This is a genomic window from Pirellulales bacterium, assembly GCA_036267355.1.
GTDB lineage: Bacteria > Planctomycetota > Planctomycetia > Pirellulales > DATAWG01 > DATAWG01.
Genome location: DATAWG010000020.1, coordinates 37,735 through 55,335 on the forward strand (window position 1 = coordinate 37,735; position 17,601 = coordinate 55,335).

The following is a 17,601-nucleotide window of genomic DNA, read 5'->3' on the forward strand; positions in this document are numbered from 1 at the left end:
TTTCGCACGTTCCTCACCCCTCACCCCTCAGTGGATGTGAAAGAATGGGGACAGGCACCTCGTGGAAAGCCTTTTATTCAGTCTTTTTCGACCGGCCCCGGAGCCAGTCCTCATTCTTTCACAAGCCCTCACCCCTTACCCTCACCCTATTCAATGTACCTCCGCAGCACGATTGCGCGGTTTACATTGTGGTTTTGGCCGCGTTCGTAGCCGACGGGGATCGAGCGGTCGAAGATGTAGAAGGCGCGATGGCGTTCGACTTCGCCGGTGTCGGAGCCGAGTTCCTCGCCCAGTTGGTATCCGTCGGGATGGCCCGCGTCGACCGATCCCCACGGCACGGCTTCGAAATAGCCGATCGTCAGCCACACGCCGAACACGTTCGACCGCGTGGTGACATTGTTCGGCAGCCGTTCCAAGCCTTGATAGGCGAAGTAGGAATTGCGCGTGGCGCTATTCCAATCAGAAACCGATGTGTTGCCGGCGAATAGCGGCGCCGTCGCGCTGTCGGGCGTCGAGCTGCTGGCCCGCATCAGCGTGGCATTTACATTGGCGTGCATCATCGCCGGGATCGGCACCAGATCGGCACCGGCGGCCGAGCGGAACGGATTGCCGAAATAGGTCGGCAGCGTCGTCGCCGGATTGACCACTGCGCCGGTCGCGCCGCCGTCGCAACGACGGCTATCGCAAAGCTGCGCAAACGTGGGAGTCGCGATTCCGTTCATCAGGCAGCTCAACACATTGGCATCGCTGATCGTGTTGAGGTTCAGCTTGCCCGGCTCGCGATAGTTCGAGACGTAGTTGAACGGCGGCAGGAAGTAGGCCGTCGGGGCGCCGCCGCTGCCATTTGCTTGGAAGTAGGTGGGGTTCAAATACGTTTCGCAACCGACAAACCGCGAGGGAACCTGCAGATAATCGAATATGCGATACAGATTCCACGACGTGCCTGCGCCATACGAGCTATTTGCCGAGTTGAAGAAGTTCAGCAAGTGGCCGAACGGGGCGCGGATATTGGCAGCGCCGCCGGGAGCATACGCATTCACTCCCGCCACGGTGAACGGGTTGGTGCTTGTCGGCGTCGTCGTGCCCGGCGTGTTGAACTCGAACAACAGCCGGTCGGGCGAGCTGGCCGGCACGTTGAGCAATTCCATCGTGCTGGCATAGGGCCGGGCGTTCCAATCGATCCAGGGGAACGGGTGCTGCGGATCGCCAATGTATTGCGCCGAGACGGCCTGCCCGGCTGCGAGGCCGGCAATCATTCCCGGGCCATAGGCTTGGTTCAAATAGCCCAGCGTGTGTTGCAGCCGGTAGGGGAAGTTGGGCTGCGGCGAGGCGGTCGAGGCGGCGATCGGCGTTTGCACTCCGAGCGAATCGCCCGATTGAATCGGCGACCAGATGTTGTAGGTCGGCGGAGTGGGAAGCGCTTGGGCATTGCTGCCGCCGCGCTGCCGGGTGTTGAAGTAGACGACGGGCGAAGTAGCCGGGGTGTCTTGCGGATTGGCGTTGCTCGGCACCTCTTCGCCGTTGAACACCGTCAGATCCATCGGCATCCAATCGACCGTGAGATACGGATTCCGCAGCGCGTCGTAGCCCGAGGTCGGATCGGCGAGGCGTTGCAGAAACGCGGTTTTGTAGTTTTGCGTCGTGCCGGTTTTGGTGATCGCGTCCTTCATCAGCGGGAAAGTGGCGTAGGTCGAGCCGTTTTCCTCGATCGGCTGATCGAGGAAGTATTCGCCCGAGTTTTTCTGCGTCAGATCGCCATACGCGCTGTAAAGGCCGGTCGACGCGTTGAGCACGGTGGGCTGCGGGTAATAGCTGCCGCTGGCGGGGAGCGGCTCGGAGATGTTGAAGCCGATGCCGACCGTGGTCTGCCCCGCCATTGCCGTGGAATTGGACCACACCGCGGCAGTCGGCGGATCGGCGGCGACGATCATTCCCACGGCCGCATTTGTCCCCGTCTTGTACGCTCCCGAGGGCGGGTTGGGGATGCCGTTGGCCGAACCATTCTGGTCGGCAACATAGACCGACGAACTGACCAGGATGGATTGCTTCGGCGCCTGGCCCCACTGCGGCGTTCCGGCCGTGGAAGTGGTGATGTTGCCGGACGAGCCGACATACGTTGTCGCCCGCGGTCCGATCACGGCATAGCTGCCGGGCGCAACGAGGACATCGCCGCTGCGGTTGTAATAGATTTGCGCCCCTGCGGCGGCTTGCCAGCCGGGCGAAAGATTCTGCCGCGTGGCGGCGGGCGGCGGCGTTTGCCCGAGCCAAATGACGCGCTCGATCGCCACATTCTTGGCGGCGGTGAATAGGTTCATCTGCTGCCAGGGCACGGCGCCAGCGGTCTGATCGGTCGTCGGCTCGAAGGTGGTCGTATCGGGATTGTTCGCCGACTGGGTCAACATGTCGTCATTCGCATTTGCTATGCGGCTCTGGCTGATGACGATCCGCCACACCGGGCTGCCATCGGGGGCCATGCGGCCAAGGTCGAGGCAGTATTGCCCGGCGGCATTCTTGGAATAAAGATCCGAGGGCGCGGCGCCTTCATACGTCGCGGTCACCAGCGGGTTCAAATTCGGATTGCGCGTGCAATTGATTTCGAGGAACCCCGAGCCTTGTGGAATCTCGATCTGGTCGAAGTTCGGCGAGCCGAGCGCTCCGCCGCTGTCCGGCGGCTTGTCGGCGATCTTATGTGGGCCGTTGGCGCCGTTGTCCCAGGCCGTGTCGCCGATTTTCTTATCGTGGAAGGCGAGCGTCTCGGTCAGCACCGCGTCGGGCGGCTTGCAGCCCCACACCACGCCGTAGTTCGGCGAGCCTTGGGACGTGTTCCCCGGATCGCCGTCGACCAGCCATCCCTGGTAGCCCTGCTGATAAATGTCCCATTGGTACACGAACGGCGTCATGATCGATGTCGCATCGCGGAACGAAACGGCGTTGATCGCCCATTGCGCGATGCGGCGGGCGATAAGCTGCTGCTGCTGAGCGGCTGTCAGTCCGGCTTCGGTCGAATAGCCGGCGAACTGCTGATCCGCAAACAGCATCATCAGGGCGTAAAGCTGCCGGGCCATCAATTCGCGGGCCTTCACGCCAACCGGCAGCCTAGTGGTGCTCATCAGCGGATCGGCCGGATTGATCGAGGTGTTCCAGTTGGTGAGATTCAGCGGCACGGCGGCGGAGAAACCCGAGCTACTTGGATAAATGCCTTCGACCGGATTCCAGGTTTCTGGATTCGCGTCCGGGGCGGATGGACTGTTCGAGCTGATTCCGCCCGGCGAATCCGGTACGCCGCCGGAGTCGGACCGGCCATTGCCGAACGGCCGATTGATATCCATCCGCAACCCCGCGATCATCTCCGGCGGCAGCAATTTGGCGATCTCGACTGTATTGCCGACCAGCGTGGGGCAATTCTGCGCGAACTTGGCGTTCAACAGATCGGTGATTCCATAGGCCCGATAACCGTTGGCGGCCAGTCCGGAGCGAAGGCCGCGCGGGGCTTGCAGGCTGGGGCCCGGATAGTCCCAACTGTCGGTGGTGATCTTGTTGCGCTGATTCGCGTTGGTTTGCACCGAGGTCAAAATGCTGTAGAGCCGTTGGGGCAGGGTGCGCCGATCGGCGTCGTATTGCCGCAAAATGGGTTCGAGCTCGCCGACGGTGAACGTATTGTCGATCTGCACTTGCGACACGTAGCGCCCGACGCGGGGCACGCTGCGATCCAGCCGGAGCGAGTAAGGCGCTTCGGCGATCGTGCCGCGGCTTTGAACTTCGTTGCTCCAATACGTGCTGCTTTGCGGGGTCGAGCCGGGGGTGATGAAGTTCACCTGCCCGCGCGGATCGAGCACCATGAGGCGCCGCCCTTTGAGATCGGGGGGCGACATGAACGTGGTGAGCGTGGTGAGCGGGTTGTCGGTCTGGGCCGCGACGATCGGATATTCGAACAGCTTGAGCAATTCCAGCGGACGGCAATAGGTCGTATTCGGCCAGGCCGAGAACGTGGTGGCCGGCGGGCCGCCGTAGCGCCCCGACCAGTTTCCCGTCCCTTCGATGATCGCCTTCACCTCGGCCGCGGAGAAAATGCCGTTCAGATTGATCTCGGCCGGACCGTAGCCCTGGCCGATCGGCTGGGCGTTGGCGCCGCTGAGGCTGCCGCTGCCAAGGCCGGCGATGGCGGCCGTGCCGTTCGCCGTGGCCGTGGCGCCGTTTTGAGTCGTGGGATAGACGTTCGTGTCGAAGTTCAACACGCTGCCATGAGCATTGACGTTGATACGGCCATCGAGATCGAGAATGCAGGGGGCAACGAGCACCTTGTAAGTGCGGCCGTCGCGGGCCGTCATCACCGGCAGGCCCGGATCGATCCAGATGCTATCGGGAACGCCGCCGCCGAGATTATCGACGTCGAACTGGCTTGCCGGATTGCCCGCGGCAAAGCTCGGGTTTGTGTTCGTGACGAACGCTTGATGATCCACCATGTTGGGTCGGAATGAAATCTTGCGGAGCAACTGCGCGTTGGTGCTCAGGTTCGGAACCTGTGTGTTCCAATAGTTGTAGAGCGCGGGGCGGAAAAACGAGGGAAGGATGCCCGACTGGCTGATCGTGGTGTTATTGAGCATCAAGCCCAGGTAGCAGTTGTTGTAGTCGGGGGCGGTGTAATCCATATTCGCGCCGCCGGGGCCGCCGGGGTCGCTGCCATACGTGGCATTGCCCTGAAAACCGACCGGATTGAGCAATAGCGCGTAGGGCCAACTCTGGTTGTTGGTGGTGGAATCCATCTCCATCGCGTTGTTGGCCGGGTCGGTGGCGTTGGCGGGCGCGGTGTTGTAGCCGCGGCCCATGCCGCAATACGGTCGGCCATTGATGAGAAACGTGTCGTTTGCCGCGGGGTCGTAGAGTCCCGCATCGGCCTGAAAGCGCATCACAGTCACCGACGGCGAGCTTCCGCCGGCGGAGGCGACGATCCGCGTGCTCAGGCCGGCGCATTGACCGGTGAGCATCGTGAGCACGCAGCCTTTGTAATAATTCGGCGTGGAGTTGAAAGTCACGGACGTCCCATTGACGTTCAGCCCTGTGGGCGTGAATTGGAGGAATTGTCCGCCGGCTTGCGGCGTCGGAGTGCCGCTCACGGTGCCGCGGAAGCTGACGTTGCCGTAAATCCCTTCCAACAGGCTCCACGAGCGGAACGGCGAATGCGGATCGTTCGTGTCGCGGAAGAGCACCATCGCGATTTCGTCGAGCAGAAAATTCGGCGGATCGCTCGAACGCTCGAAGCGCGCTTCATTCCGCGTCATCGATCGTTCCTTGCTGGCCACGACCGCATAGGTGATCGCCAACAGCAGGAACATGAATAGAACACAGAGCACGACGAGCAGGAGCACTCCGTGGCGACGGCGGCGGCGGGGGCGGCGGTACATGGGAGGGGTCAGGGGTCAGGGGACGGGGGTCAGAGACGCAAATGGAAAGCAATTCGAGTCTTGATCGAAGCGAGCGTTCGAGGCCGCAGAGCATTTTTCGAAGTTCGGCCGCCTGGGCAAGGATCGCCTCGATCTGTTCTTTGTCTCCATAGTTCAGTTTGGCTGCGAGCAGCAATTGCGTTTCGACTTCGGCGAGGGAGCCCGCCGCGATCGACAAATGATGCAAGAACTTTTTCGTACTGCGACGAGTGTTTCCCTCCGCGATGTTCGAGGGAATCGATACGGACGCACGTTGAATTTGGCTGGACAGGCCATACAGTTCATGTTTCGGAAATCGCGATGTGAGTCGGTACACATTGGCGGCAATTTCCATTGACAGTTGCCAAACCTTCAGTTGCCGAAAGTTTGAAATCGGATCTTCACGTCTGCCCTCGTCTCTGATCCCTGGCCCCCCGACCCCCGGCCCCTTCCTAGTTCGTCCACAGCGACGGCCCCTCCAGGCGCACGGTTCGTTCATACACCGCGCAGGCGCCGTCGTAGATGAATGCGTACATGCTGCCGGAGGAGACCAGGGGCAGATTCAAATCGGTGCCGGCCACGGTGACGTTTCTCGTCCACGAACTGCCCGACCCGGCTTGCGGCCCGGCGTTGAGGATGCGATACCAGCGAAACATCGGCCGCGTCAGAGTGCCGTAGGTGGCCGATGGGCTGAACGTGGTGATCTTGCCGTTGCTGTCGGCGGGCACGTCCTTTTGCATCCAGCCGAGCATCAGGCACTCGCCGACGCGGAGATTGAGCGCGGCCGACGACGAACCGCTGAGCGTAATGTCGCCGCCGCCGTAGCCGCTGCCGCCGACGGCCGTCACCTGGCATGCCCGCTCGGTAGGCGGGTTCGGAGCCGCGGCCGTGTAGGGCGATTGGGCAAATTGCCGTTGATTGAACACCACGACCGACATCGTCATCAGGTTGCGATTTTCGGTGGGCTGCCAATCGCCGTAGACGGGCACGAGCGTCAGCATCCACGAATATTGGCCGATGAATTCGCGCTTCGTACTGATCGAGTTGTAGCCGCCGGTGGGGAGCAGGTCGTCGTTGGTGGTCGAGATCGTGAATTTCATGTCGTCTTCCGACACGCAGGCCTGCGCCGCCGGCGAGCTGAACGCCGTGCCGGCGCTCGTCGTCGAAAGCGAAACGCCGGAGCCGAGCGAGCCGATCGTCAGCCGCGGCATCGTCGCTTGGCCGCCGCTTGCGAACGTCGTCACCGTGTTGCCGAATGCCGCCACCATCAAGGGATCGATTGCCACGGGCTGCAGATTCGGCTGGCCCACGGCGCTGGCGGTGGGGAAGGTCGTCGAGCCGTTCGACGTGGTCATGTAATACGAGCCGCCGGTGGTGAGCCACGATTCGGCGTGCAGCATTCCCCGGGCACGGTCTTCGCGAACGACCGCCTGCCCGAGAATGGCCTTGTGGTCATCGACATTGGCCCGCTGCGCCTGCAGCGCTCCGACCGACACCAGCGCCCCGACGCCGATCAGTCCGATGCCTAGCACCATGACGGCGATCATCACTTCCAGCAGCGTAATGCCGCGGCGGGAAGAAGCGAGGGGCGAGGGGCGGGGGAAGAAGGCGCGAAACCGCAAGCGCGGCGGAGGACCAAGCGGCGTGGCACCGCGCTTGCGGTTTCGCGCGTCCGTCGGAACGGGTACTATTTTTCCTACCCAACGGCGCGCTGCGCAGGCAATCCCCGCCCCTCGCCCCTCGCCCCCCGTCCCTCGCCCCTTCCTGTAGCCTGTAGCCTCTAGCCTGTTCATCAATTGCCTCCTGTGTTCTGGCTGCTGCGCGCGAGCCTGAGGCTGGTGATCACGTTGGCGGTCGTGCCGGTGGCAGCCGAGGCCACTTCGGAGGTAGTGACCAATCCCGATTGCCGGCCGACCGCGACCCAACGGGAATTGAAATCCTGCCAGTTGAACTGGTTCGGGCTGGTCGGCGTCGTGGCGGGCGGGATTGGAATGCTGTCGATCCGGCCGATCAGCAGATAAACACCCGAGACGGGCCGGAACACCTGCGTCGATGCCGTGGACGACACGATATACACCAGGTCGAGCGAACCGGTGGGGGCGAAGGTGATGATGATCTGGCCGGCGTCGCCCGCGCCGGCGGTAAACGGATTGTTGAAGCCGGTCATGCTGGAGTTGAAATCGGCCCCGGAAAATTCGAGATCGATCGCCACGCCATCGGAAAGCTGCACCGCCGAAGCGGCAGACTTGATCGGGCGGCGATAAATCTGAAACGGCAGACTTGCGCCGGGGGGATAGGTTTGCGTCGGATCGAGCGGCGCAATCGTGGCCGAGTTGCCGTTGATATTGCTGAGATAGAAGGATTCGCCACGGTAACTGAAGCGGATCACGTCGCCCGCTTGAACATTCGCATTGGTGAGACTGGCGTTGCTGAACGTGACCGTGCTGCCGTTGATGCTTGCCGTGGAAGTCAGCGTGTCGCCGAGATACGGGGGAGGAACTTCCGCGAGGTAGAGCTCCATCGCAGCCGACGAATTCACCACGGCCCCCGTGCTGTTCTTCAAGCGTTGAATCCACACCGCAGCCGGCCGGCCGCTCACCTCGGCTTGCGTTTGGGCCGTGGCCAGCATCGTGCTCAAAACACGCGCCCCTTCCCGCGCCCGCCGAGAGTCGCTGGCCGCCGACAACACCGGAATCATGATCGATGTGAGCAGTGTGACCAGCAGGATGACGACCATCATTTCAATAAGCGTGAACCCGCGACGCGGCGCCGCGGTCGACGCGCGAAACCGCAAGCGAGCCACAGCGCCGGTTGATATTTGTTTGAGGTTCATCGTCGTGCCCATTTTTGTTCGTCTGTCCTCGCCTCTCGTCCCTCGCCCCTCGTCCCTCCTAATGCACCCCCAGCGCCTGATTCGTGACATTGTCATAACTGCCGAGCACGCCGGTCGTGTTGGTCGGCGAGATTGCCGGGGTGCCGAGCGCATTCGACGTGCCGACATTCACGAACGGATTGTTCGGCGGAGTGGTTTGCGAATAGCGCAGCGGCGTCGATGTGTCGAGGGTGATGTCGTACAAGGTGTCGGGGCCGGCCGAAAAGATCAGCGGATACAAGGCAAAGGTGGCGGGCGGACTGCCATAGACGCCGGTCGGATCGGTTTGATCGCGGTCCGTGGAGTTCGCCGGCTGCAGCGGCGAATTGAAGCCGGGCGCCCAGCGCAGGAATTGAATCGGAAAGCCCCACGAGTCCATGAAACACTGCATCTTGGGATTCTTTGGATCGGTGCCGATATCGCTCTGCGAAAAGTTTTCCAGGATGTCGTTTTCTTCCAGGCCCATCGTGACGATCAAATAGAGGCAATCCGCGCCTTGATACGTCGCGTCCGTCGGGTTCGCACTCGTGTAATAGGTGTAATACGATTGCGCGGCGGCCGTCCGGCCCGATAGCACGGCAGGCGCGTCGGTGATGTCGGTCCAACGGTCGGGCAATTCCATCCGCATCAGCTCGCGGACCGCGTTGCAGCGCAGTTGCGCGGCCACGGCCGGCGAGCTTCCCGGCGTGATCTGGATCGGCAATCGGCGCCAGCGATACGATTCGTAGCGGTCCATCAGCAAGGTGTGAATTCGCGCGATGACCGCCCGCGTGTGAGCGATCTGGGCCGACTCCTGCGCCCCGCCGACCGCCACCGCCACCAGCGCCGCCAGGACCACCATGATGCCCATCGTCACCAGCAGCTCGACCAGCGTGAAGCCGGCCCGCCGAGCGCGATGCCCACGATCTTCGGTAGTGTGTCTGACGTTCATCGAAACAAAGTCCAGTAAATGCGGGTCTGCGACGTGGTGGTCCCTCGCTAACGCGTCGGGCTAGTTTTGTCCCTCGCTCGCGCGTCGGGCCAGTTTTGTCCCTCGCTCGCGCTTCGGGCTCGTCTTGTTTGTGGTTTTGGTGGTCACACTAGCCCGAAGCGTTAGCGAGGGAGGCCCCGCCGCGGGACTTATTTTTCTCGCGCCGCTTAATGCGGGGTCGAATCTTTCAAGTTGCTGGGCGCAAAGTTCGTCAGGTTGTCCAAATCTCCCTGCGTATAGCCGTTGCCGGACGGATACGATGGATACGGGCTGGGCGTCGACGACGCGCTGGTGTCGCCAAAGTCGCCGTCCAAGCCGGCGGAGATGATTTGGAACGTATTCGGATTGGCGTATAAGAGTTGCGGGCTGACGGTGGAAGAGCCGGTGTCTAGATAGTAGGGCCGGCAAACGCCGGTGCCGCCTTGATTGGCCGAGACGGTGTTGTAAGCGGCTTGCGTGGCGTAATTCTGGGCGGCGAAATAGACATACGGGGAGCCCAAACCGTCGGTCGGCACATACACTGGCGCGGCGGCGCCGGCCGGTTGCAACCGTGTGGTGTCGAACTGATACAGGGCGGTCTTCGCACCTTGTCCGGTAATCGGATGCTCCGGATCGGGGCTGAAGCCCGAGAGCCAAAACACAAGCGCTTGCGCCGCAGTCAATCCCGAGGGGATCGCGGCCGCTTCGGTGTTCGCATTGCAATGCGGAAACGCATGGGCCAAGTGCGCGATGACAAGCGGCATGCCGGTGCTCGAGAAGTCGGACGGCGGATACGAGCCATACTTTTCCTTATAGGCTTTCATCGAACCGTCGAGGGCGGCGATTTCCGCCGTGATCCGCGCTTCCCGGGCTCGTGCCATGACATTGACCAGCACCGGCGTCAGCAGCCCCACCAAGATCATGATGATCACGATCACGACCATCATTTCGACGAGCGTGAAGGCGGAGTGCCGTCGAAAGCCGAATGGCGAATCCTCGACGCGCGAAACCGCAAGCGAGCTTCGCGCCCCGGTCAAACCGCCGCGTCCCGCGTCCCGCGCCCCTCGTCCCGCGCCCCAAGCGTGCTTGCACATGATCGGAATTCCTTGGATATGGATAGTTCGCCTCCGAGGAGGCGGCAACATTTCGTAGCAGGCATACTCCGGATGCCGACTACCGAGAAGTTCGATTCGATTCCAAGTGGGCCATCACGGCACACGGAGTGTGCCTACTACTTTGCCGACGGCACACGGAGTGTGCCTACTACTTGCCGACGGCACACGGAGTGTGCCTGCTACTTTTTTTACGGCACACGGAGTGTGCCTGCTAGGTTGCTTATTTGCCGCCGCCGGCGCTCAGGTTCGTGATCAAGGCCACGAGCGGCATGAACAACGCGACGACGATAAATCCCACCGCACCGCCCAACACGATGATCAACAGCGGCTCCATCAACTTCGTCAAACTGTCGGTGAGCACCGCCACTTCTTCGTCGAACGTGTCGGCCACTTTATAGAGCATCGTGTCCAACTCGCCCGTCTCCTCGCCGACGTCGACCATGTTGACCACCAGGTCGTCGACGCAACGGGCGTTCATTCGCAGCACGTACAGGATCAATCCGATCGGGCCGCCGACGAACATCGTCCAAAACAGCACGCTGATGGCGTTGAACCTGGTGCGCGAATGTTCCTTGAGCGGCTTGGCAATGCTTTCGCCTTCGCGGATCGATTCGCTCACCTTGCCGTAGATCCGCTCGAAGACGGCGTTGCCGGAGGTTTCGCGCGTGATATTCAGCGCTTCCAGAATGGGCACGCCGCTGGAAACGAGGGTGCCGAGCGTGCGCGTCGTGCGGGCCAGGATGTTCTTTTCCACAAGCTGCCCGAATATCGGCACCTTAATGGAAAATGTATCCCATCCTTCGCGGCCGTAACGGAATTTGCGCAGCAGCTTGACGAACAGCCAGATACCGATCGGAAAACCTGGAATGGCCCACCAATAGTCGAACGCGGCGTGCGAGATGCCGATCAGCACCTTCGTCATCGTGGGCAGCTCTTGCTTGAAATCCTTGAAGATCTTCTCGAAGGCGGGCACGATCTTGATCATGATGAACGTCAAGATGCCGACCGCCACCATTACGACCACGATCGGGTAGACCATCGCCCCTTTGACTTTTCGTTTGAGCGATTGAGCTCGCTCTTGGAACTCGGCGAGGCGGCGGAGAATCACTTCCAGGGCACCGCCCGCCTCGCCGGCCTTGATCATGTTGACATACAGCCGGTCGAAGGCTTTGGGGCTTTTGGCCATCGCTTCGCTGAGCGTGGCTCCGCCTTCGATCTCGTCGCACACGTCCATCAGCGAATTCTTGAATCGACCCGGCTTGGCCTGATTCTCGAGAATTCGCAGGCTGCGGAGGATCGGCAGGCCGGCGTCTTGCAGGATCGAAAGCTGGCGCGTGAAGACGGTGCGTACTTTCGATTTGACGCCGCCGATGACGAAGGGCCGCTTCTTCTTGCCGGTCGGCGTTTTTTCGGTCGTGGCTTTGCGGGCCTTCTTGACGGCGATTTTCGTTACGAAGTAGCCCATCTGCCGAATCGTGGCTTGAGCTTCGGCTTCGTTGGGCGCTTCGATGACGTCTTTGATCTCCTGCCCAGTGGAGTCCATCGCCTCGAATTGATAAGTCGGCATGGCGGCGGCAAGGGTGAGGGTGAGGTGTTAGGGCGAGGGAAAAACGCGCGAAACCGCAAGCGAGACGCGCCGCCGTTCGAGCCGCGAAGCTCGCTTGCGGTTTCGCGCGTCATGCATTCATCGTTTGTCGTTAAGCTTCCAGGATCGTCTCTCGGATCACTTCTTCCGCGGTGGTGGTGCCGGCGAACGCGGCTTCCAAGCCGGCGTCGCGCAAGGTGACCATGCCGCGATTCTTGGCCGACGATCGCAACACGTCGGTCGAAGCGTTGCCCATGATCAGATCGCGCATGTCGTCGTCGATCGGCATCATCTCGAACAGCCCGACGCGCCCGCGATAGCCGGTGCGATTGCAGTTTTCGCAGCCGCGGCCGCGGTAGAACTTCTTGCCTTGGATTTCCGTCGAGTTGAGCTCCAAGTCGGCCATCATTTCCGCGGTCGGCATCACTTCCTCGCGGCATTTCGAGCAGATCTTCCGCACGAGCCGCTGGGCCAGCACGCCTTCGAGCGTCGCGGTGATCAAAAACGCCGGGATGCCCATATCGCGCAAACGGGTGATCGAACTGGGGGCGTCGTTGGTGTGCAGCGTGCTGAACACGGTATGGCCGGTGAGCGACGCCTGGACGGCGATTTCGGCCGTTTCCACGTCGCGAATCTCGCCGACCAGAATCTTGTCGGGATCTTGCCGCAAGATCGACCGCAGGCAATGAGCAAAGGTGTTGCCGATCGTCGGATCGATCGGCACCTGGATCAGCCCGTCGATGTCGTATTCGACCGGGTCTTCCGTGGTGATGATCTTGTCGCTGACTTTGTTCAATTCCGAAAGGGCCGCATAGAGCGTCGTCGTCTTGCCGCTGCCGGTCGGACCGGTGACCAGCACGATCCCGTTGGGCTTGTTGATCACGTCGCGGAATTGGCGGAGGATGCTGTCGTTCATGCCCGTCTTTTGCAGATCGAGCGAGATGACCGAGCGATCGAGCACCCGCATGACGACGCTTTCGCCGAACATCGTCGGCAGCACGCTGACGCGCAAATCGACCGGATGCCCGCCGACGTTCAACTCGATTCGCCCGTCTTGCGGCAAGCGCCGCTCGGCGATATCGAGATTCGCCATGACCTTGATGCGCGTGGTGATCGCGAAGGCCAGGTGCCGCGGCGGGGGAACCATTTCGAACAGCACGCCGTCGGCCTTGATGCGAATGCGAAATTCATCTTCGAACGGCTCGAAATGCAAGTCGCTGGCCTTATCCTTGATGGCCATCAACAAAACCATGTTCAACAGCTTCCGCACGGGAGCGCTGTCGGCCAGGGCCTCGACGCTCGTCAGATCGATCGGGCCATCGCCGGCCACTTTGTTGGCCGCCGCCGTCAGAGCGCTGTCGGTCTCCATGTCGGCCACGATGCTCTCGACGCTTTCCGAGCCGGCCGAATAAAACCGGTCGAGCGCTTTTTGAATATCGCGCTCGGTGGCCACCATCGTGCGAATTTCCAGCCCCAAGAAGGTCCGCAATTCGTCTTGCACCGAGAGCTTTGCCGGATCGCTCGTGGCGATCGTCAGCGTGGTGCCATCCAGCGTGATCGGAATCACGCGATAGAGCTGAGCCATCGCCTCGGTCACGGTGTCGAGCACCTGGGCCGGTATCTGGAGCTCCGCCAGATAAACCATCTTCATGCCGAACTGCTCGGCCAACGCCTGGGCCAACTGTTCGTCGTCGATGTAGCCCATCTCGATGGCCAGCTTGCCGAACGATTCGTCCGGCCGGCGATGTTGCTCTTCCAAGAGCACCTCGCGCTGATCGTCGGAGAGGAAACCAAGGTCGACCAGAATTTGATCGGTGTTGCGAATCGGCATGGTTGGGCGAACCGCGCTGAAAGAAAAGGAAGAGGAGCCGCGAATCAGCAATCGTCCGTCAATCAACAATCAATCTCAAACCGCGTCACAAAGTTCTTCAATTCAACACGAGCCGATTTGGCGGGTGCCATGCCCACTGCCTTGAGTGGGCATGGGTGCCGCGCTCGCCCGAACATGCCAAGGCAGAGCCGTGGGCATGGCACTTCAGCGAATTCGGCTCGCGGTTAATTTTTTCTTGCGTTTCCCTCGTCGCGGCCGTCGGATCTTTCCTTGGCGTTGCGTTCGACGTCGGCGTCGTCGTCGAAAATTCCCCGCTTGGCATTGGCGATGCGTTTGGCCAATTCGTCGGGCAATTGGGCCCGCATCATCACTTCGTCGATCGCCACGGTTTCCGATTTCCAAAGCTCGAACAGCGAATCGTCGAGCAATCGCATTCCCAGCTTGGCCCCCGTCTGGATCGTCGAATTGATGCGGAAGGTCTTGTTTTCGCGGATCAGGTTGCCGATGGCCGACGTGACGACCAGCATTTCGTAGGCGGCGACGCGCCCGCCGCCGATTTTCGGCAACAGGGCTTGCGACAAGATGCCGATGATCGCCGTCGAAAGCTGCGTGCGCACCTGCTCCTGCTGGTTGGTGGGAAAGGCGTCGATAATGCGGTTCACCGTGCCTTGGGCGCCGGTGGTATGCAGCGTGCCGAACACCAAGTGCCCCGTTTCCGCGGCCGTGATCGCGGCTTCGATCGTTTCCAGATCGCGCATTTCGCCGACGAGAATCACGTCCGGGTCTTGCCGCAAGACGCGCCGCAATGCTTCGGAAAACGACGGCACATCGACGCCGACTTCCCGCTGGTTCACCGTCGCGCGCTTGTTCGAATGATAAAACTCGATCGGGTCTTCGACCGTCACAATATGGTGTTCGAGCGTTTCGTTGATGTAGTTGATCATGCTGGCGAGCGTGGTGCTCTTGCCGCTTCCGGTCGGGCCGGTCACCAAGAACAATCCTCGCGGGCGCATGCAGAGCCTTTGCACCACCGCGGGGGTGCCCAATTGCTCGAACGTCAGCAAGCGATTGGGAATCTGCCGCAGCACCATCGCCACGTTGCCGCGCTGCTTGAACACCGAAACGCGGAATCGAGCCAGTTCGCCGAAGGCAAAGCCAAAGTCCGTACCGCCGACTTCGGCGAGTTCCTTTTGGCAGCGGTCCGGCGTGATGCTCTTCATCAGGGCGACGGTGTCGTCGGCCGCGAGCACTTTCGTCTCCAGCCGCCGCATTCGGCCATCCATGCGAAACACGGGCGGCTGGCCCACGGTCAGATGGATATCGCTAGCCCCCTGCTTGACGCAGGCGTGCAACAATTTGTCGATGAGGATATTGCCCATGCGGCAAAACGCTCCATTTCCTCGGCGGATCGGCGAATGCCGAACCGATGGACGACAGACGGCGGACCGGAAACCTCGTGCCAGAAAACGAACGACTATTTACGGCGCAAACTAACTTCCAATGGCGACCGTGCCGCGGCGATTGCTGCCGCGCGACGATCGCTCTCGACTTCCCCGACTTGGTAGCGCCCTGCCAGCCTCCCGGCCCGTCGACCCACCCCGCATGGTTTGCCGACAAAGAAGCTGTAGCCGTTTCATTGCCAGACGATTATTCGCGCTCCGTGCGGAACACTCAAATTTTTGCGTTTCAATGCTTCAATAATGTTCGTGATCGTAATCGCCGACTCGGCGCCCACCGCCTGCGATTGATCGCGAGCGAGCCCCAATCGTCAGTTACCCGGTTTCGCGACCGGCAACCCGTGCCGATACGTTCCGTCCATCGAACCGGTCTCGACCCGCCCAATCAGCTCCGTCGAATTCATTCTGGATTCGGCGCACGCCTTCGCGGTCCGTCCATCCAACGACGGGCGATCAATCCTCGACTTTCTTGGCGACACGAAACACCTCTTCAATGGTCGTGACGCCATTGAGCACCTTGTGGATGCCGTCGTGGTAAAGTGTTGTCATGCCTTGCGCAACCGAGGCTTTGCGAATCTGCTGAGTCGGCGCGCCTTCAAATGCCAGTTCGCGGATGCGTGCTGTCATCAACATCAGCTCGAAAATGCCGAGTCGTCCCCGGTAGCCGCTTTTTTGGCAACTCGTGCAGCCCTTGCCCTTGGCAAAGTTCGCCTTGGCGGCCATCTCCGGCGTGATGCCGGCAAGGTCCAAAACCGAGTCGGGCGGCGTGTATGGCTGCTTGCATTTCGCGCATATCACGCGCACCAACCGCTGCGCCAGCACCGCAATCACGCTGCTCGACACCAAATAGGCGGGCACACCCATGTCGATCATGCGCGTAATAGCGCCGGGCGCATCGTTCGTATGCAGTGTACTGAAAACCAAGTGTCCAGTCAAAGATGCCTGAATCCCCATCTGGGCCGTCTCCGCATCGCGCATTTCACCCACGAGAATCACATTCGGGGCCTGCCGCAGCATGGCCCGGATGATCCGGGCAAAGTCGAGCCCGATGCCGTGCTTCACTTCCACTTGGTTAATGCCCGGCAGGTAGTATTCGACCGGATCTTCGGCCGTGATGATCTTCACGTCGGGCCGGTTAAGCTCGTTCAAGGCAGCGTAGAGCGTGGTGGTCTTTCCGGAGCCAGTCGGCCCGGTCACGAGCACGATGCCGTTTGGCCGGCGGATCAGGTTTCGGAAAGACCGAAACTCGGCATCGGCCAAGCCCAACTGCCGCACGCCGACCCGGATGTTGTCCTTATCCAACAGCCGCATGACGACCGACTGCCCGTGGTTGGTTGGCAGCACGCTCACGCGCAGATCGAGTTGTTTTTCGCCGACCGTGATCTTGATCCGCCCATCTTGGGGGCGGCGGCGCTCGGCGATATCCATTTTGGCCAGGATCTTGACGCGCGACAGCAGGGCCCCGAGCAACCGCCGTGGGGGGCTATCGCGCTCGATCAGCACGCCGTCGATCCGATAGCGAATCCGCACTCGATCTTCGAACGGCTCGATGTGGATATCCGAAGCCCGGAGTTGCACTGCCTCGCTGATGAGCAGGTGCACCAAGCGCACGATCGGAGCGCTGGCGTCGTCGACCGTTTCATCCGAGGCGACCGTTTCCTCGGCCGTCTCGGTGAAATCGATGGCCGTGTCGGTGAACTCCTGGAGCATCGAGTCGGTGCTTTCGCCGTCGCTCGCTCCGTAGTGGCGGTTGATGGCCTCGGTGATGGCCTCGCGGGGGGCCAGAGCGATTTCGACGTTCCGATTCAGGATGAACCGCAGTTTTTCCCGCGTGTCGTAGTCGAGCGGATCGCTGACGATCACTTTCAGCGAGCCGTTTTCCTCCGACATCGGCAGGATGGCGTTTTCGCGAGCGACCGATTCGGGCACCAATTCCACGACCGATGGTGGGATGGCGACTTCCTTCAAATTGACGAAATCGAGTCCGTGCTCCTGGGCCATGGCCCGCATCACGTCGTCGCCGCTGGCATAGCCGAGGCGGACCAATTCATCGGCCACCTTCTTGCCCGACTCCTTGGCGACGCGCTTTGCGTCTTTCAACTGATCGGCACTGATGACCCGCTTGCGGATCAGAATTTCGGTATAGTCGCCGCCGGAGCTTGGCATATCGAGCGCGCTGGTGGGAATGATGGGAGCGGTGAACGGAAACGACACAGTGCATCAACAACACAGCGCGGCGACACCGCAACCAAAGTGGCAGGCACACCCGTGTGCCCGCTCTGCTTTGTGCGCAAACGCGTCGCGGTGCGCCGCCGGCACACGGAGTGTGCCCGCTACAATTGGGGCGTTTCGTCGCCCCTTGCAAAGAATTC

9 protein-coding genes and 1 pseudogene are annotated in these 17,601 nt (G+C 61.4%); all 10 read right to left on the reverse strand.

What is annotated here, in order from left to right; genetic code table 11:
- Window positions 1-146: 146 nt before the first annotated feature.
- Window positions 147-5,402: a hypothetical protein gene (locus VHX65_03180; GenBank protein ID HEX3997535.1), complete on the reverse strand. Its 5,256-nt coding sequence runs from the start codon at window positions 5,400-5,402 to the stop codon at window positions 147-149.
- Between the two features lie 73 nt (window positions 5,403-5,475).
- Window positions 5,476-5,919 (reverse strand): annotated as a pseudogene (locus tag VHX65_03185) (four helix bundle protein).
- Complete coding sequence (locus VHX65_03190; protein ID HEX3997536.1) at window positions 5,873-7,213, reverse strand: prepilin-type N-terminal cleavage/methylation domain-containing protein; 1,341 nt, start codon at window positions 7,211-7,213, stop codon at window positions 5,873-5,875. Before VHX65_03190 ends, VHX65_03185 begins: the two are co-directional and overlap by 47 nt.
- Entirely contained in the window at window positions 7,213-8,253 is a 1,041-nt protein-coding gene (locus tag VHX65_03195) for a prepilin-type N-terminal cleavage/methylation domain-containing protein (GenBank protein ID HEX3997537.1), read from the reverse strand. Before VHX65_03195 ends, VHX65_03190 begins: the two co-directional genes overlap by 1 nt.
- 58 nt (window positions 8,254-8,311) lie before the next feature.
- The gene (locus tag VHX65_03200) at window positions 8,312-9,223 is read right to left on the reverse strand and encodes a prepilin-type N-terminal cleavage/methylation domain-containing protein (protein ID HEX3997538.1); all 912 of its coding nucleotides are present in this window, start codon (window positions 9,221-9,223) and stop codon (window positions 8,312-8,314) included.
- 206 nt (window positions 9,224-9,429) lie between these two features.
- Window positions 9,430-10,335, reverse strand: a complete 906-nt coding sequence (locus tag VHX65_03205) for a prepilin-type N-terminal cleavage/methylation domain-containing protein (protein HEX3997539.1) — start codon at window positions 10,333-10,335, stop codon at window positions 9,430-9,432.
- A gap of 241 nt (window positions 10,336-10,576) precedes the next feature.
- A complete protein-coding gene (locus tag VHX65_03210) occupies window positions 10,577-11,923 on the reverse strand; it encodes a type II secretion system F family protein (protein ID HEX3997540.1) in 1,347 nt (448 codons plus the stop codon).
- Window positions 11,924-12,053: 130 nt separating this feature from the next.
- On the reverse strand, window positions 12,054-13,772 hold the full coding sequence (locus VHX65_03215; protein ID HEX3997541.1) for an ATPase, T2SS/T4P/T4SS family: 1,719 nt from the start codon (window positions 13,770-13,772) through the stop codon (window positions 12,054-12,056).
- A gap of 224 nt (window positions 13,773-13,996) precedes the next feature.
- The gene (locus VHX65_03220) at window positions 13,997-15,151 is read right to left on the reverse strand and encodes a type IV pilus twitching motility protein PilT (GenBank protein ID HEX3997542.1); all 1,155 of its coding nucleotides are present in this window, start codon (window positions 15,149-15,151) and stop codon (window positions 13,997-13,999) included.
- Window positions 15,152-15,682: 531 nt separating this feature from the next.
- Window positions 15,683-17,395 (reverse strand): ATPase, T2SS/T4P/T4SS family, encoded by a 1,713-nt coding sequence (locus VHX65_03225; protein HEX3997543.1) that lies wholly within the window; start codon window positions 17,393-17,395, stop codon window positions 15,683-15,685.
- Window positions 17,396-17,601 lie beyond the last annotated feature (206 nt).